The organism is Xanthomonas boreopolis (assembly GCF_046529185.1).
Taxonomy (GTDB): Bacteria; Pseudomonadota; Gammaproteobacteria; order Xanthomonadales; family Xanthomonadaceae; genus Pseudomonas_S; species Pseudomonas_S boreopolis.
In genome coordinates this window covers 199,962-216,303 of the sequence record NZ_CP097162.1, presented here as the reverse complement: position 1 = coordinate 216,303, position 16,342 = coordinate 199,962, and the positions used below count along the sequence as shown (strand labels likewise).

Annotated in this window: 14 protein-coding genes; 1 reads left to right on the top strand and 13 read right to left on the bottom strand. The window is 70.9% G+C overall.

The annotated features are described in order from the left end of the window. Positions 1-199 precede the first annotated feature (199 nt). From M3M27_RS00890 to M3M27_RS00850, 9 genes are all read right to left on the bottom strand, one after another. A complete protein-coding gene (locus tag M3M27_RS00890) occupies positions 200-1,204 on the bottom strand; it encodes a YheT family hydrolase (RefSeq protein WP_140724917.1) in 1,005 nt (334 codons plus the stop codon). Positions 1,205-1,270: 66 nt separating this feature from the next. Beyond that, a complete protein-coding gene (locus tag M3M27_RS00885) occupies positions 1,271-2,074 on the bottom strand; it encodes a lysophospholipid acyltransferase family protein (RefSeq protein WP_434026867.1) in 804 nt (267 codons plus the stop codon). A gap of 139 nt (positions 2,075-2,213) precedes the next feature. Then, positions 2,214-2,636 carry a hotdog fold thioesterase gene (locus M3M27_RS00880; RefSeq protein ID WP_140724912.1) on the bottom strand — a complete coding sequence of 141 codons (423 nt, stop codon included), beginning with the start codon at positions 2,634-2,636 and terminating at the stop codon, positions 2,214-2,216. A 275-nt stretch (positions 2,637-2,911) separates the two neighbouring features. After that, positions 2,912-4,852: a phospholipase D family protein gene (locus M3M27_RS00875; RefSeq protein ID WP_434027931.1), complete on the bottom strand. Its 1,941-nt coding sequence runs from the start codon at positions 4,850-4,852 to the stop codon at positions 2,912-2,914. 20 nt (positions 4,853-4,872) lie between these two features. Beyond that, a complete protein-coding gene (locus tag M3M27_RS00870; RefSeq protein WP_434026866.1) occupies positions 4,873-5,442 on the bottom strand; it encodes a YceI family protein in 570 nt (189 codons plus the stop codon). A gap of 118 nt (positions 5,443-5,560) precedes the next feature. Continuing rightward, a complete protein-coding gene (locus M3M27_RS00865; RefSeq protein WP_434026865.1) occupies positions 5,561-6,037 on the bottom strand; it encodes a SixA phosphatase family protein in 477 nt (158 codons plus the stop codon). A gap of 15 nt (positions 6,038-6,052) precedes the next feature. Further along, positions 6,053-6,685, bottom strand: a complete 633-nt coding sequence (locus M3M27_RS00860) for a ParA family protein (protein ID WP_140724903.1) — start codon at positions 6,683-6,685, stop codon at positions 6,053-6,055. Positions 6,686-6,801: 116 nt separating this feature from the next. Continuing rightward, positions 6,802-7,719: an AEC family transporter gene (locus tag M3M27_RS00855; protein ID WP_434026864.1), complete on the bottom strand. Its 918-nt coding sequence runs from the start codon at positions 7,717-7,719 to the stop codon at positions 6,802-6,804. A gap of 77 nt (positions 7,720-7,796) precedes the next feature. After that, positions 7,797-8,435 (bottom strand): tetratricopeptide repeat protein, encoded by a 639-nt coding sequence (locus tag M3M27_RS00850; protein WP_218569737.1) that lies wholly within the window; start codon positions 8,433-8,435, stop codon positions 7,797-7,799. Between the two features lie 166 nt (positions 8,436-8,601). Here M3M27_RS00850 and M3M27_RS00845 point away from each other — a divergent pair, with 166 nt between their 5' ends. Next, positions 8,602-12,210 (top strand): indolepyruvate ferredoxin oxidoreductase family protein, encoded by a 3,609-nt coding sequence (locus tag M3M27_RS00845; RefSeq protein WP_434026863.1) that lies wholly within the window; start codon positions 8,602-8,604, stop codon positions 12,208-12,210. Positions 12,211-12,279: 69 nt separating this feature from the next. On the opposite strand, the gene egtD is transcribed toward M3M27_RS00845, so the two are convergent. From egtD to M3M27_RS00825, 4 genes are all read right to left on the bottom strand, one after another. Further along, on the bottom strand, positions 12,280-13,263 hold the full coding sequence (gene egtD, locus M3M27_RS00840; protein WP_434026862.1) for an L-histidine N(alpha)-methyltransferase: 984 nt from the start codon (positions 13,261-13,263) through the stop codon (positions 12,280-12,282). Continuing rightward, positions 13,260-14,549: an ergothioneine biosynthesis protein EgtB gene (gene egtB / locus M3M27_RS00835; RefSeq protein WP_434026861.1), complete on the bottom strand. Its 1,290-nt coding sequence runs from the start codon at positions 14,547-14,549 to the stop codon at positions 13,260-13,262. Before egtB ends, egtD begins: the two co-directional genes overlap by 4 nt. A gap of 112 nt (positions 14,550-14,661) precedes the next feature. Then, positions 14,662-14,970 (bottom strand): hypothetical protein, encoded by a 309-nt coding sequence (locus M3M27_RS00830; RefSeq protein ID WP_434027929.1) that lies wholly within the window; start codon positions 14,968-14,970, stop codon positions 14,662-14,664. Positions 14,971-15,041: 71 nt separating this feature from the next. Beyond that, positions 15,042-16,247 (bottom strand): DesA family fatty acid desaturase, encoded by a 1,206-nt coding sequence (locus tag M3M27_RS00825; protein WP_140724885.1) that lies wholly within the window; start codon positions 16,245-16,247, stop codon positions 15,042-15,044. Between the last annotated feature and the right edge of the window lie 95 nt (positions 16,248-16,342).

The following is a 16,342-nucleotide window of genomic DNA, read 5'->3' as shown; positions in this document are numbered from 1 at the left end:
GAAGATGGCGTCAGATGGATGGCATAGGTCGGGCAGGGAGCGGAAAAGCCACTGGATCCTCGCCCCCGCTTGCCGGGCATTACTCGATTGCGCTCAGTGCCGCGCGAACCGGCGGCCCTACGCTCCTCCTGCCTCGTGGGGACGACGGCGGAAAGCACCCGGCGAGCATCGGTCCCAACGCAACCGGCAACGCCCGGCATCAACCGCCCGGCGCGGCATCCGACGCGGCCAGGTCCAGCCGCTCCGCCACCCACCGCTCTGCGAATCCGTCCCCGCGGGCATTCTCGAGGAACCCGCAATGCCCGCCCCAGTGCGCCACTTCCAGGTGCGCACTCGCCGGCAACCGCAGGTTGCGGAAATCCTCGAACGGGATCACCGGATCGTCCTCCGCCATCAGGACGTCCGCCGGCACCTGCAAACCGGCCAGCCTGTCCCCGGCGATGGAATAACTGTCGAAATACGCCTCCAGCGTGCCATGGCCGGTATGGCGCTCGGCCAGCCAGGCCATCAGCCCCCGCATGTCCATCGCCAGGGTCGCATCGTCGTAGCCGTGCTGCTCCGGGAACAGCGCGCGCTTGCGCAGCAGCGATTCGCGCCACTTGCGCCGGAAATACCAGTCGTAGAACTGCGGGCCGCTCTCGATGCGCTCCATCGTGGCCGCCGGGTCCAGCAGCGGGCACACCGCCGCCACGCGTTCCAGCGGCAGGCCCGCGCCCGGCGCGCGCAGGCCCAGCCGCAGCGCGAAATTGCCGCCCAGCGAATAGCCCGCGGCCAGCAACCGCGGCGCCGGGAAGCGCCGCCACAGGTCGCAGGCGGCGTTGACGACCTCGTCCAGGCGATCGGAATGGAACAGGTCCACGTTGAGGTGGTGGGTCCCGCCGTGATCGCGGAAGTTCAGCCGGAACACCTGGTAGCCCCGCTCGAGCAGGCGCGCGGCGGTCATCCGCATGTAGTTGGAATCGGCGCTGCCCTCCCAGCCGTGCAGCAACAGCACCGTGCCGCGCGGCGCGGACCCGCGCGGCACGCTCAGCCAGCCCTGCAGGCGCACGCCGTCGCCGCCGTCGAGGATGTGCTCGGTGGTGATCGCGCCGGTCGCCGCCAGCAGGCGCTCGCCGCGGCGGCGGCGCAAGCCGCTGGAACCGAGCACCGACTGCACGTGCGGATTGCGCAGCCAGCGCGGCGGGTTGAAGTCCTCGGCGTTCATGCGTGCGCGCCTGCGCGCCGGCCGGCGATCGGGAGGCGGGGGGCGCGGGCCGCTCGCATGGCCCGGTCAGGATTCCATCGCCGCGACGATGCGCGCGCGCGAGGTCTCGGCGATGCGGCGCCGGCCTTCCAGGTCGTGCGCGGCGATCGGCTCGAGGAAGTGGATCTCGGCCACGCGCGACGGCTCGCCGAGCAAGCGCAGGAAGTTGGCGAAGAAGCTCTCGCCCGGGCCGAACGCGACCAGCGTCTGGGCGTTGCCGCGCTCGCCGTAGCGCAGCGCCACCGGCTGCACCGGCACGCCGGCCTCGACGCCGGCCTGGAAGATGCGCGCATGGAACGGCCCGACCTCCTCGCCGCCGCGGGTGCGCCCTTCCGGGAACACGCCGACCGAACGGCCGCTGCGCAACCGCTGCAGCATGGCCTGCAGCACGCCGCCGAGCGACTCGGTGCTGCCGCGCTGGTGGAAGATGGTCTGGCCGCGCGCGGCCAGCCAGCCGATCAGCGGCCAGCCGGCGATCTCGCGCTTGGCGACGAAGCCCATCACGCGCTGGCTGTGCAGGACGCAGATGTCGACCCAGCACACGTGGTTGGCGACGAACACGGTCGGACCGTTCAACGGCGCGCCGAAGCGGCGCAGGCGGAATCCGAAGATGCGCATCAGGTTGCCCTGCCACCAGCGGATCATGAACTGCTCCAGGGTGTCGTGCGCGCCCAGGCGGATGTTGGCCAGCGGCGGCACCACGATGCACAGCAACGTGACCGGCAGGCCGAACAGGACATGCAGGAGCAGCAGCGGCACGCGGTACAGGTAGCGGAACCAGCGCAGCGTGCCGCCGGCGTCGCGCGTGGCGGGCAGGGATGACTCGCTCATTCGGGCAAGGTACCGGAAAACGTGTGAGGAAGCGCGGTTATTGTGGCAGCGAATGCCGCCCCGCGCAGTGCCGTGGATGGGCGAACGTGTTCCAGCGGTGGAGCGCGCGCGGGCAGGCTTGGCCGAGCGGGCCGGCGCGCTAGCGCCGCGCCACCACCGCCAGGGTCAGCCGCGAGACGCACACGCGCCGGCCGGCCTCGTCCTCGATCACGATGTCCCAGACCTGCGTGCTGCGCCCGACGTGGACCGCCCGCGCCGTGCCGGTCACGACGCCCTGGGTGACCGCGCGCAGGTGGTTGGCATTGATCTCCAGGCCCACGCAGACCTCCGCGGCCGGGTCCACGCACAGGTTGCCCGCGCTGCTGCCGAGCGTCTCGGCCAGCACCACCGAGGCGCCGCCGTGCAGCAGCCCGTAGGGTTGGCGGGTACGCGCATCGACCGGCATGGTCGCCCGCACCCAGTCCTCGCCGGCCCCGGTGAAGACGATGCCGAGGTGTTCGATCAGCGTGCCGCGGCTGAGCGCGTTAAGTTCATCGAGGGAGACGGGGGCGCGGAAGGTCATTGGGGATTGGGGATTGGGGATTGGGGATTGGGGATTGGGGATTGGGGATTGGGGATTGGGGATTCGGGATTGGGGATTGGGGATTGGGGATTCGGGATTCGGGATTCGGGAAGAGCATCCTGCCTGGGTCGAGCGATTCGCGGCTTTTTTGGTTTTTCCTGTGGGAGGGACTTCAGTCCCGACAGTGGGCCGGTACCGCCCGTCGGGACTGAAGTCCCTCCCACAACGGTCCTCCCGCCGGAACTGGCTGTTCCGGCGCCCGAGTCCCGGCTTCCCTAAAGAATCGGCACCAGGCCGGCCCCGAACGCCGTCAACATCCGCACCAGCAGCCACTTCGGGCCGACGTTGACCTCGGGGAAGTCGCCGACCACGACATAGCATTCGTGGAAACGCGGGTCCTGGCGCTTGAGCGGGAACGGGCAGTCCGGGCCGGGCTTGAACTCGTAGTTGGTGGCATAGCGCCAGGGCCAGAAATCCAGCACCGGCAGGGCCTCGGAGACCTTGCCGACGCTGTAGTTGAGCCCGCCGATGACCGGCGGCTTGACCCGCGGCGCCACCGTCCAGGAATTCTCCGGCGAGATGTCGCGCTCGATGCTGGCCGCCAGCGCCCGCGCGAACGCCGGGTCGTCGATCACCACCGCGCCCTCGGTGTTGTAGTTCTCGCTGCGCGGATCGAAGTTGTGCGTGCCGATCACGCCGACGCGGCGGTCCACCACCAGCGACTTGGCGTGCAGGCCCATGCGCGCGCCGTCGCGGGTGACCGGCAGCGGCTTGTTGACCGCGCGCGTGCCCAGGAACGACGGCCGGGTCTCGGTACGCAACAGCCGCCGGTCGACCGCGCTGCCGCCCTGGCGCCGGCTGCCGCCGAACCCGCCGCTGCCGCGCGCGGCGTTGCCGAGCGCGCTGCCGCCGACCACGCGGTTCTCGCGGCGGTTGTCGCCGTTGCCGCCGAGCGGGTGCGGCACCAGGTTGCCGTAGTCGACCGGCGCGTCCAGCGGGAACGGCTTGTACTCGTAGATGTTGAAGCCCAGCTCGCGCATGTTGCGGCGCTTGTACTTGTAGGACAGCGCGTAGACGATCGGGTTGTCGGTGGCGGCCAGGCTGTTGGTCGACACCACGATGCGCGGCGGGCGCTCGCGCTTGCGCAGGTCGCGGAAGATCTGCTGCGCCGGCTTGGACAGCACCAGGTACGGCGTCTGCAGCATCACCTCCTCCTGCGCGCCGGCGATCAGCCCGTCCAGCTCGGGCGCGGTCGCTACCGCCTTGGCCGCGTGTTCCTTGCGGTGCTTCTGCGGCAGGTCGGCGTAATAGCGCACGCGCCGCACCGGCAGCGCGGTGTCGACGAAGCGTTCGCGGACGAACGCCGGGTCGGCGGCCTCCGCCTGCACCCGCGCGACCCGGTCGGGCCGCTGGAACGCCGCCGGGGGCATCGCCGGCGCGCCCTGCCGCAGCAGCAGGCGCCCGACGTCGTTGAGCCGCTCGGCCGGCACGCTGCGCTGGGCCCGCCAGAACGCGTCGAAGTTGGCCGCCATCGCGCGCGCCTCCGGCCCGGCGATCATCACGTCGCGGTCGCGGAAGTTGTACTCGCTGTCCCAGTCGTAATAGTCGTCCTGGTAGTTGCGCCCGCCGACCACGCCGATCACGTCGTCGATGACCAGCAGCTTGTTGTGCATGCGCTGGTTGAAGCGGCGGAAGCAGCACAGCACGCTGCCGGCGTAGTCGAAGTAGTTGAGCTTGGCCTTGCCGAAGGTCGGGTTGTAGATGCGCAGCTGGAAGTTCTGGTGCGCGCTGGCCAGCGCGCCGAGGATCTGCAGGTCCGAGATCGCCGAGAGCTGGTCGATCAGCACCCGTACCTTGACCCCACGCCGGGCCGCGTCGAGCAGCGCGTCCATCACCAACCGCGCGCTGTCGTCCTTGTCGAAGATGTAGGTCTGCAGGTCGATGCTGCGGGTGGCGGCATGGATCAGGTTCAGGCGCGCCACCAGCGCCTCTTCGCCATGGTCGAGGATGGTCGCGTAGTGGCGCGGCGCCTTCGGGGTGGACTGGCTGATCGCCGTCCCGCCCAGCGCGCGCAGCGGCGAAGGCCGGGCGCAGCGGTCGGGCCGGTCGCAGTCGAGCGTGGTCTGGCGCGCCGCCGCGGCGATGGCGGCGGCCTGCCCGCGCTGGGCGTTGGACAGGCTGGCGCAACCGCTGGCGAACAGCACGGTTGCCAGCATCAGGTACCGCAGCAGGCGATTCACGGTTGCGGCGTCTCCTGCAGGCGCGCGCGCAATACGAAGGTCACCCTGTCGCCCAGGGCCACCTGCCAACTGTCCATCCCATAGCGTCCACGCAGGACCGTACCGCGGCTGATCACGTCGCAATCATAGCCCGGACGGTGGCATTCCGGCGGCATCACCGTCAGCGTCTCCAGGTGGCTGACCCCGCGCAGGGTGAGCGTGCCGACGATGTCGCCGCCGTGTTCGGCCACCGCCGGCGAGTACGGCAGCGAGTCGAACTGCACCACCGGGTAGCGCGCCACGTCGAAGAAGTCCTCGCCGCGCATCCAGGCCGTGTAGCGCGGCTTGCCGGGGATCTCGACCTGGCCGGTGTACATCCGCAACCGGACCTGGTGGCGGCCGTCCGGCAGCACCTGGATCTCGCCGTCGAACTGGCGGAACACGCCGGTGATCTTCTGCCCGAAGCGGGTGCGGATCTCGAAGCCGAACTGCGAGCGGGCCGGGTCCAGCGCCAGTTTCTGCTGCGCCAGCGCCGACGGCGCCCAGTACAGCGCCAGCAACGCGGCCGCGATCCAGCGCCCGGCCACGGCCCACCACGCCGCCGCGCCGCGCCGGCGTCCACGCGCTCCCCCTGTCTTGCCCCTTGCTGTCCTTCCTGTACGTCGCCCGATCCGGCCTTCCGCGACAGGCATCATGGGCAAGCTCTCAGGGCCACCAGAATGCGGTCAGGCGGGCGATGCCGGGCTCGATCGTGGCCTCCGCCGGCAGCGCCAGCAGCGCGATCGAGGCGGTCGGCATGCCCCGGTAGTCGCCCGACTGGCCGCTGTGCATCAGCGCCACCAGCCGCTCCAGGCCGGGGTTGTGCCCGACCAGCAGCAGCCGTTCGGCCTCGCGGTGCTCGTCGACGATCCCGGCCAGCGTGCCCGGGGTGGCCTCGTAGATGCGCTCATCCAGCCGTTGCTCGATGTAGCCGGTCAGCCCGAGCACGGCCTCCAGCGTCTCGCGGGCGCGCCGCGCCGGCGAGCACAGCACCCGGTCCGGGACCAGCCGCTGCTCGCGCAGCCAGCGCCCGGCCGCCTCGGCCTCGGCGATGCCGTGCGGGGACAGCGGGCGATCGAAATCGGCCTGGCCGGTGTCGGCCGGCTCGGCGTGGGCGTGTCGCAGCAGGATCAGTTCGCGCATGTCTGTTTCCCGGGCTCAGGCCTTGTCCAGCCACGCCAGCAGCGGTTCCCAGTCCTGCTGGTGCTCGCGGACCTGGGCGGAACGGTAGTCGAACAGGCTGCGTCCCAGCCCGGCCAGCACCACGTAGGCCTGGGTGTCGCGCAGCTGGGCGACCAGCGGGTACGGCCAGGTGCCGATCATCTCCACGGCCTGCTGGGTGGTCTGGGTCCAGGGCTTGCTGCGGTTGAGCACCAGCCCGACCGGCAGCTTGCGCTGGTGCACCCGCGGCACCTTGGCGAGCGTGTTGAGGAAGCCGACCACCGCCTCGATGTCCAGCGCCGAGGCCAGCACCGGCACCACCACCGCGTCGGCGCGTTCCAGGAAGGGTTCCAGGTCGTCGGCCATCGCCCCGGCGGGGACGTCGATGACGACCCGCTGGGTGTCCTCGGGGACCGCGGCGATCCACTTGCGCTTGCGGGTGGCGTCGACCGGCAGCACCGCCGACTCCAGCGCGGCGCGGCGCTCGGCCCAGCGGGTGGACGATCCCTGCGGATCGGCGTCCGCCAGCACGGTCCGCTTGCCCTGCAATGCCGAATGCGCGGCCAGGTTGGTGGCGATCGTGGTCTTGCCCACGCCACCCTTGGAGCCCGCCACCAGGAACGTCTTCATGCACGCCTCGCTTCCGGGAACAGGCGGGCAGCGTACACCGCGTGATGGTGAGGAGGTAGTCGAACGATGTGACAGCCGCGCCCGGCGCGGGGCAGTCCGCCCCCCCGCCGGCGCTGTCAACCGGCCAGCCGCGGCAACAGCCAGGCCCAGGCCGGCAGCGTCAACAGCGACAGCAGGATGCTGTAGCCGACCATCGCCGCGGCCAGACGCGGGGCGAGCCGGTGCGAGATCGCCAGCGCGGCGGCGGTGATCATCGTCGGCATCGCCGTCTCCAGCACGTTGGCCTGGAGCATCAGGCCATGCAGGCCGAGCGCCCACGACAGCGGCACCGACAGCACCGGCACCAGCACCAGCTTGAGCAGCAGGCCGATGCCGAGCGGCTTGAGCTCGTCGGCCGGCAGGCGCAGCTGCAGCGAGAACCCCACCGCCAGCATCACCAGCGGCAGCATCGCGTCGGCCAGGCTCTTCAGCGCCGCGCCGATCCATGCCGGCGGCTGTTCCGGCATCAGCGTGGCGGCGAACACCAGCGCCCACAGCGGCGGGAACCGCGCCACCCGCCACACGATCGCGCGCGCGCTCGGCGGCGTGTCGCCGCTGTAGCGCGCCAGCACGTACAGCCCGTAGGTGGACAGCAGCACGAACGTGCCGAACTGGTCGTACACGACCGCGTAGGGCAGCGCGGCGTCGCCGAGCAGCGCGCGCACCATCGGGAAGCCGATGAAGCTGGAATTGGTGAACACCACGCACATCAGCAACGCCGCGTGCTCCTCGCGGCGGAAGCCGAACAGCCGCGTGCACAGCGCCACCAGCCCGGTCGCGGCGGCGGCCAGCAGCCACGGCGTGGCCACGACGCCGGCCAGGGCGCCGTCCAGGTGCAGGCGCGGCACGTAGGTCAGCACAGAAGCGGGCAGGCACACGTACAGCACGACGCGGTTGAGCACGTCGGCGGTGTTCTCCGGCAAGGCGCGCAGGCGAGCGAACAGCAGGCCAAGCGCCAGCATCGCCAGGATCAGCGCGAATGCATCGAAAGCCATGTCAGCGGTACGACGGGAGCGTGGGGGAACTCAGGATCGCATACGCGTCCGCCCGGCCGGTGCCGGCCGGGCACGCCTCACGGCCAGGCCGGCGGATTGGCTTGCCAGGCCGCCAGCACGTCGGCCAGCGTGGCGCGATCGGCCTCGCTCCAGTCCGGCAGCTGCGTGGCGAGATTGGCGCCGTTGCCCCACTTGTCCGGCCAGGTACGCATCGCCGCGCCGTACCACTGCAGGGCCTCGTCCTTGCGGCCGGCGCGCCACAGCCCGAGCGCGAGCGTCGGCGGCAGCCACTCCGGCGTGGCCGGGCGGCCGTTGGCCAGCAAGGCCCATTGCTCGACGGCCCTGGCGGCGTCGCCGACGCGCAGCAGGTCCCAACCGTAGTTCCAGATCACCGTCCGGTATTGCTGGCTGTTGCTGGACATGCTCTCGATCGCCGCGCGGTAGAGCTGCTCGCCGAGCTCGCGGCGGCCGCTGCGGAACGCGATGCCGGCCAGTTGCACGCGCGCCTCCACCGCGCGCGGGTCGCGCTGCACGATCGAGGCGAGCCGGTCGACCACGGCGTCGCCCTGGCCCGGCACGGCCACGATCGCGCGCGTCGTCGACCTGTCCTCGTCGAAGTAGAACTCCTTGGGCTTGGGCAAACCCTGCGCCTGCACCCCGAAGCAGGCGAGCCCCAGCAGGGCCCATGTCCAGGCCCATGCATTTGCAACTTTCACGATCTCTTCCCCCTAGCACCTGCGGCAAAGCTCCTCCCGGGCCCATCCTAACCCAGCAGAGTGAGCACACGGCCCCAGGACGAAAAATACGCGCTGTTACAATCCCGCGGTCACGGGGGATCTCCATCGAGTCGAGGTTCCCGCCCGCCACCCCACCGGGAACGCCATGACCAGCATCGCCGAATCCACGCCGCCTTCCCCTGCCGTCACCCCGGCGCCCGGCACTGTGGATGCGGACTACACGCTCGAGCACAAGTACACCCGCACCGACGGCCGCATCTACCTGAGCGGCGTGCAGGCGCTGGTGCGGCTGCCGTTGATGCAGCGCCTGCGCGACGACGCGGCCGGGCTCGATACCGCCGGCTTCATCAGCGGCTACCGCGGCAGCCCGCTGGGCGGGTTCGACCTGGAGCTGTGGCGCGCGCGCAAGCACCTGGAGGCGGCCAAGGTGAAGTTCACACCGGGCCTCAACGAGGACCTGGCGGCGACGATGGTGTGGGGCACGCAGCAGGTGCCGCTGTTCCCCGGCGCCACCGTCGATGGCGTGTTCGGCATGTGGTACGGCAAGGGGCCGGGCGTGGACCGCAGCGGCGACGTGTTCAAGCACGGCAATGCCGCCGGGACCTCGCCGCATGGCGGCGTGCTGGCGCTGGCCGCCGACGACCACGCCTGCCGCAGCTCCTCGCTGCCGCACGGCAGCGAGGAGGAGTTCGTCAGCGCGATGATGCCGGTGCTCAATCCGGCCGGCGTGCAGGACATCCTCGACCTCGGCCTGGTCGGCTGGGCGATGAGCCGGTATACCGGGCGCTGGGTGGGCTTCAAGACCATCGCCGAGACCGTGGAGTCCTCGGCCTCGGTGGACGTGGACCCGTTCGCGCGCCGGATCGTGCTGCCGGAGGACTTCGAGCTGCCGCCGGGCGGGTTGAACATCCGCTGGCCCGACCCGCCGCTGGAGCAGGAGATGCGCCTGCACCGCTACGCGGTCAAGGCGGCGCAGGCGTTCGCGCGCGCCAACGGCATCGACCGGACGGTGATGGACTCGCCGCGGGCGCGGCTGGGCATCGTCACCACCGGCAAGAGCTACCTGGACGTGCTGCAGGCGCTGGAGTACCTGGGCCTGGACGAGCGCGCCTGCGCCGACATCGGCATCCGGCTCTACAAGGTCGGCATGACCTGGCCGCTGGAGCCGCAGGGCATCGCCGCGTTCGCGCGCGGGCTCGAGGACATCGTGGTGGTCGAGGAGAAGAAGGCCTTCATCGAGTCGCAGATGAAGGAGCTGTTCTACAACTGGCCGGCCGCCTGGGGCTCCCGCCCGAGCATCGTCGGCAAGTACGACGAACGGGGCGAGTGGATCCTGCCGTCGACCGGCGAGTTGACCCCGGCCACCATCGCCGCGGTGATCGGCAAGCGCGTCCAGCGCTTCTTCGACAGCGAATCGATCGAGCAGCGGCTGCGCTGGATGGAGCAGAAGGAAGCGGAGATGGCGCTGCCGCGCGCGCATTTCCCGCGCGTGCCGCACTACTGCTCCGGTTGCCCGCACAACACCTCGACCGTGGTGCCGGAAGGCTCGCGCGCGATGGGCGGCATCGGCTGCCACTACATGGTGACGTGGATGGACCGGCGCACCGACACCTTCACCCACATGGGCGGCGAAGGCGTGTCCTGGTCCGGGCAGGCGCCGTTCACGACCACGCCGCACGTATTCCAGAACCTCGGCGACGGCACCTATTTCCACAGCGGCACGCTGGCGATCCGCCAATCGGTGGCCACCGGCGTCAACATCACCTACAAGATCCTCTACAACGACGCGGTGGCGATGACCGGCGGCCAGCCGGTGGACGGCACGCTGACCGTGCCGGACATCGCCCACCAGATGCGCGCCGAGGGCATCCACGCCATCGTGCTGGTGTCCGACGACATCGGCAAGTGGACGCGCCGCCGCGAGCTGTTCCCGGCCGACGTGGAATTCCACGACCGCGCCGAGCTCGACGAGGTGCAAAAGCGCCTGCGCGAGGTCAAGGGCGTGTCGATCCTGATCTACGACCAGACCTGCGCCACCGAGAAGCGCCGCCGCCGCAAGCGCGGCAAGCTGCCCGATCCGGCCAAGCGCACCCTGGTCAACTCGCTGGTCTGCGAAGGCTGCGGCGATTGCGGCGAGAAGAGCTTCTGCGTGTCGGTGCTGCCGAAGGAGACCGAGTTCGGGCGCAAGCGCGAGATCGACCAGTCCAATTGCAACAAGGATTTCTCCTGCGTGTCCGGCTTCTGTCCGAGTTTCGTCACCGTGCACGGCGGGCGGCTGCGCAAGGGCAGGAAGGACGATGCGAACGCGCTGCTGGAGCACCTGCCCGAGCCGGCGTTCCGCAGCGACCTCGCGCGGCCCTGGAACATCCTGATCACCGGCGTGGGCGGCACCGGCGTGGTGACGATCGGCGCGCTGCTCGGCATGGCCGGGCACCTGGAAGGCAAGGGCGCGACCGTGCTCGACCAGACCGGGCTGGCGCAGAAGGGCGGCGCGGTGACCACCCACTTCCGGATCGCGCGAAGCCCGCAGGAGCTGCACGCGGTGCGCATCGCCGCCGGCGAGGCCGACCTGGTGCTGGGCTGCGACATGGTCGTGGTCAACGACTACTCGGCGCTGTCGAAGGTGCGCGCCGGCCGCTCGCAGGTCGTGCTCAACACCTACGAGGCGATGCCGGGCACCTTCACCACGCGTCCGGACATGCAGTTCCCGGCCGCGGAGATCGTCGCCGGCGTGCGCGTGGCGCTGGGCGGGCGCGATCCGCTGCTGCTCGACGCCACCCAGCTGGCCACCGCGCTGCTGGGCGACGCGATCGCCACCAACCTGTTCATGCTCGGCTACGCCTGGCAGCTCGGCCTGGTGCCGGTGTCGTTCGCCGCGCTGATGCGCGCGATCGAACTCAACGGCGCCGCGGTGGCAATGAACAAGCAGGCGTTCGCATGGGGCCGGCTGGCCGCGATCGACCTGCCGGCGGTGCAGCGCGCGGCCGGCCTGGCCAGCATGCCTGGCGGACGCGTGGAGGACGCGCACCGCCCGCCGGCCGCCAACGATGCCGAAGGGATGTACGCGCCGCTCGACGACCAGCGCCTGTCGCGCTCGCTGGACGAGGCGATCGAGCGGCGCGCGGCCTTCCTGGCCGACTACCAGGATGCGGCCTACGCGGCGCGCTACCGCGCGCTGGTCGAGCGCGTGCGCGACGCGGAAGCGCGGCGCGCCCCCGGCTCGACCGCCCTGACCGAGGCGGTGGCGCGCTACTACTTCAAGCTGATGGCCTACAAGGACGAGTACGAAGTGGCGCGGCTTTACACCAGCGGCGAGTTCCAGCGCCAGCTGGAGCAGCAGTTCGAAGGCGACTATCAGGTCCGCTTCAACCTGGCCCCGCCGCTGTTCGCCAAGCGCGATGCGGATGGCCGCCTGGTCAAGCGCGAGTACGGCCCCTGGATGTTCACCGCGTTCAAGTGGCTGGCCCGGCTCAGGAAGCTGCGCGGCACCCGGCTGGACGTGTTCGGCTACACCGCCGAGCGCCGCCTCGAACGCCAGCTGATCGCCGACTACGCGGCCACCGTGGCGTCGCTGCTGGAGAAGCTCGACGCCGACAACGTCGGCCTGGCCGCGCAGATCGCCGGCATCCCGGAACACATCCGCGGCTACGGCCACGTCAAGGAGGCGCACCTCAAGGAGGCCAAGGCGCGCGAGGCCGCCTTGCTGGCGCAGTGGCGCAACCCCAAGGCCTTGCACATCGTGCAGGCGGCCTGAGCCGCCGCCCGCGTTCGATGGCTTCCGCCCGATGCCATCGAACGAACGGGGGACGTCACCGGCCGCCGGTCACGACGGCCGCAGCAGCCGCAGCCCCATCCAGTCGCGCGGATCGTTCCAGCCATGGGTGACGCGCAGGCCGGCGATCGCGGCCAGTTCGGCGAAGTGGTCGTCGCTGTACTTCTGGCTGTACTCGACCAGCATCGCCTCGCCTTCCTCGAACCGGAAGCCGCGCCCGGCCAGGTGCACCGTCTGCGCGCGCCGGCTGACCAGGGCGGTCTCGATGCGCTCGCGTTCGCGCACGTACACCGCGCGGTGCGCGAACGCATCCACGTCGAAGTCGCTGCCCACCTCGCGGTTGAGGCGTTCCAGCAGGTTCAGGGTGAAGCGCTCGGTGACGCCGGCCGCGTCGTTGTAGGCCGCCTCGATCAGCGCCGGGTCCTTGACCAGGTCGATGCCGATCAGCGCCGCGCCGTCGCGCCCCATGCTCCTGCGCATCGCGTCGAGCAGGCGCACCGCCTCGGCGTCGGTGAAGTTGCCGATCGTGGAACCGGGAAAGAACATCAGCATGCGCCGCGCGTGCCGGCGCGCCTGCGGCAACTGCAGGGGCCGGGTGAAATCGCCGCAGACCGGCAGCATCTCCAGCTGCGGGAAGCGCCCGGCCAGCCGCTCGGTGGCTTCCAGCACCGCCGTGCGCGAGATCTCCACCGGCGTATAGGCCACCGGGTCGATCAATCCCTCCAGCAACCGCTCGGTCTTGCGGCCGCTGCCGCTGCCGTACTCGACCACGTGCGCGCCCGGCCCGATCGCCTGCGCGATCGCCGGCATGCGCGCGTCCAGCAGCGCCAGTTCCGTCCGGGTCGGGTAGTACTCCGGCTGGCGCGTGATCGCCTCGAACAGGCGCGACCCTTCCGCGTCGTAGAAATACTTGGACGGCAGGTGCTTGGGCGTGCGCGAAAGGCCGGCCACCGCATCGGCGGCGATGTCGTCCGGGCGCGGGTGGAGGTCGGTCAACGTCACCGGGGCGCGCCCGGCAAAGGCGGCTGCACTCATGCCAGGTCCCTGGCCAGGCGCACGCCGGCGAACTGCCAGCGCGCGGCAGGTTGGAAGAAGTTGCGATAGCTGGCGCGGACATGCTCGCGCGGCGTCGCGCAGCTGCCGCCGCGCAACACCCACTGGGCGTTCATGAACTTGCCGTTGTACTCGCCCAGCGCCCCCTGCCACGGCCGGAACCCGGGATAGGGAAGATAGGCGCTGCCGGTCCACTCCCAGACGTTGCCGTACAGCTGCTGCAGGCCGGCGTCGCTGGCCGGCACCGACACCGGGTGCAGCAGCTCGTCCTCGACGAAGTTGCCGTGCACCGCCACGCCGGTCGCGGCCTGCTCCCACTCGGCTTCGGTCGGCAGCCGCGCGCCGGCCCAGCGCGCGAACGCATCCGCCTCGAACAGGCTCAGGTGGCACACCGGGGCGTCCGGGTCGCGTTCGCGCCAGCCGCCCAGCGTGAACTCGCGCAGGCCGTCCTCATGCCAGTACAGCGGCCGCCGCCAACCCTGCGCCTGCACCGCGGCCCAGCCGTCGCTGAGCCACAGCGACGGCTGCGCGTAGCCGCCGTCGTCGACGAAGTCCTGGTACTCGCGGTTGTTGACCGGCCGGCTCGCCAGCGCGTGCGCCGGCACCAGCACCCGATGGCGCGGCGATTCGTTGTCGTAGGCGAACGAGGCCGCGGCCGGCCACGCGTCGGCGCCGATCTGCGCGATGCGTTCGCCGCGCGGCAGCCAGCGCAGCGTGGACGTCCCGGCGCGCGGCAGGCGCAGGTCGTCGCGGTAGGCCGGCTGCAGCGGGTTGCTCCACAGCGCATGCTTGATGTCGGTGAGCAGCAGCTCCTGGTGTTGTTGCTCGTGTTGGATGCCGAGCTGCACGATGTCGAGCGCATCCGCGTCGAGCGCGCCCCGCTGCAGGCGTTCGATCACCGCTTCTTCCACGGCGCTGCGATAGTCGCGCACCTGCTGCAGCGACGGCCGCGAGAGCAGGCCGCGGCGCGGCCGCGCATGCATCGGCCCGACGCTCTGGTAGTAGCTGTTGAACAGGTAGTCCCATGCCGGCTCGAACGGCCGGTAGCGCGGATCGGACCGCAGCACGAAGCGCTCGAAGAACCAGGTCGTATGCGCCAGGTGCCACTTGGCGGGACTGGCGTCCTCCATGCTCTGCACCATCGCGTCCTCGGCGCTGAGCGGCGCGGCGAGCCGCGCGGTCAAACCGCGCGCCTGCACGAATGCGGCGAGCAGGCCGTCTTCTCGTTGGCTGCCGCGCGGATCGGAGGAGGAAGACGCAGGATGCATGGCGTGCATCCTTGGGGAGTGAGCGTGAAAGTGCCGTCAGCGGATTGCGACGGCATCACGGCGCCTGGACCGTGGCCGCGCTCGGCGATGGCAGCAGGCCGCCCGGAAACCCTCAGCGCGGCGGCGCCAGCAACTCCCTCGCACTGAGATGGCCGTCGCCGTCGGCGTCCTGCTTGCGGAAGCGGTCGGCCAGCGCGGCGCGATGCTGTTCGCGCGTCACCGGCTTGCCGCGCCCGCCAGGCAGTTCGCTGGCGTCGAGCACGCCGTCGCGGTTGCGATCGCGCTGGTCGAAGGCATACGTCATCCAGTCCAGGTATTCCTCGAGGCTGACCCGGCCATCGCCGTCGCGGTCCATGCGCCGCAGGTAGTCGCCGGTGTCGGCGACCTGGCCGCAGGCGAGGCCCGCCACGCCCAGCAGCAGCCATGCCCCGAACGACGAACGCCGCCCGGGGTGGCGTTCGTAGGCGCTGCGGGCATCGGCGCGGACGCGCGTCACGCGGTGCGCAAGGCGTAGCCCTTCAGGCGCGCGGCATAGGCCTGCAGCGCGGCGATGCCGCTGGCCTCGGCCTCGTGGCACCACTGCTGCAGCTGGCGCAGGCGCTCGGCCGCGTCGTGGCTGCGCGCCTCCAGCAGTGCGGACAGGCGCGCGCGGTACTCGACCAGGGTGCGCATGCGCGGGCGCTGCTCGACCCAGGTACGCAGCTGCTCGCGCGCATCCGGCTGCAGCCAGCGGCCGTCGTCGACCAGGCCCTTGCGCAGGCGCCGCGGCAGCAGCTGGCGCAACTTGGCGCCGGCGGCGGCGGCTTCTTCCTTCAGCGCCGGGGCGATCACGTTGCGCTGGTAGTCGGTCATCGCCTGGAAGCGGTGCGAGAGCAGCGCGCGCAGCGTGTCGGCATCGGGCACGGCGATGTTGGGGCGGATGTCGAGCTTGGGCGCCACGCGCAACACCTTGGCCAGGCGCAGCGCCTCCAGCAGGCGGATCGCGGCCCAGCCGATGTCGAACTCCCAGCGCCGCATCGAGAAGCGCGCCGAGCTGGGGAAGGCGTGGTGGTTGTTGTGCAGTTCCTCGCCGCCGATCCACACGCCCCACGGGGTGAGGTTGGTGGAGGTATCGGCCGACTCGAAGTTGCGGTAGCCCCACCAGTGGCCGAGGCCGTTGACCACGCCGGCCGCCCAGAACGGGATCCAGGCCATCTGGATCGCCCACAGGGCCACGCCGGGCAGGCCGAACAGCAGCGCGTTGACCGCGAACAGCAGCACCGGGCCGAGGTTGGCGTGCGGCGTGTAGAGGCGGCGCTCGATCCAGTCGTCCGGCGCGCCCTTGCCGTACTGCTCGATGTCCCCGCGCATCCCGCGCGCCTCGCGGTACAGCTCCACGCCGCGCCAGAACACGCGGCCGATGCCCTTGGTCTGCGGGCTGTGCGGGTCTTCCTCGGTCTCGACCTTGGCGTGGTGCTTGCGGTGGATGGCCACCCATTCGCGGGTGATCATCGAGGTGGTCAGCCAGGTCCAGAAGCGGAAGAAGTGCGCCAGCGCCGGATGGAAGTCCACGCCGCGATGGGCCTGGCTGCGATGCAGGTACAGCGTCACCGAGAAGATCGTCAGCTGGGTGAACACCAGCAGCACCGCGAGCATGCCCCACCAACCCGGCGCCAGCAGTCCGCCGGTGAGGAAGTGGATGATCGGGTCGGGCAACATGCGGAAGACTCCTGGCCGGCGGGCGGCATTCGGTGGCGCGGGGGAGAAGACATCATGGGGCGAATGGCGGCAAACTTCACCCGTCGCCGGCGTAT

What these genes read in the sequence shown, in the direction of transcription:
- egtD (WP_434026862.1), bottom strand. Translation starts at nt 13,263, where the DNA reads ATGAGTGCAGCCGCCTTTGCCGGGCGCGCCCCGGTGACGTTGACCGAC.
- M3M27_RS00845 (WP_434026863.1), top strand. Translation starts at nt 8,602, where the DNA reads ATGACCAGCATCGCCGAATCCACGCCGCCTTCCCCTGCCGTCACCCCG.
- M3M27_RS00890 (WP_140724917.1), bottom strand. Translation starts at nt 1,204, where the DNA reads ATGAACGCCGAGGACTTCAACCCGCCGCGCTGGCTGCGCAATCCGCAC.
- M3M27_RS00860 (WP_140724903.1), bottom strand. Translation starts at nt 6,685, where the DNA reads ATGAAGACGTTCCTGGTGGCGGGCTCCAAGGGTGGCGTGGGCAAGACC.
- egtB (WP_434026861.1), bottom strand. Translation starts at nt 14,549, where the DNA reads ATGCATCCTGCGTCTTCCTCCTCCGATCCGCGCGGCAGCCAACGAGAA.
- M3M27_RS00885 (WP_434026867.1), bottom strand. Translation starts at nt 2,074, where the DNA reads ATGAGCGAGTCATCCCTGCCCGCCACGCGCGACGCCGGCGGCACGCTG.
- M3M27_RS00880 (WP_140724912.1), bottom strand. Translation starts at nt 2,636, where the DNA reads ATGACCTTCCGCGCCCCCGTCTCCCTCGATGAACTTAACGCGCTCAGC.
- M3M27_RS00875 (WP_434027931.1), bottom strand. Translation starts at nt 4,852, where the DNA reads ATGCTGGCAACCGTGCTGTTCGCCAGCGGTTGCGCCAGCCTGTCCAAC.
- M3M27_RS00865 (WP_434026865.1), bottom strand. Translation starts at nt 6,037, where the DNA reads ATGCGCGAACTGATCCTGCTGCGACACGCCCACGCCGAGCCGGCCGAC.
- M3M27_RS00825 (WP_140724885.1), bottom strand. Translation starts at nt 16,247, where the DNA reads ATGTTGCCCGACCCGATCATCCACTTCCTCACCGGCGGACTGCTGGCG.
- M3M27_RS00855 (WP_434026864.1), bottom strand. Translation starts at nt 7,719, where the DNA reads ATGGCTTTCGATGCATTCGCGCTGATCCTGGCGATGCTGGCGCTTGGC.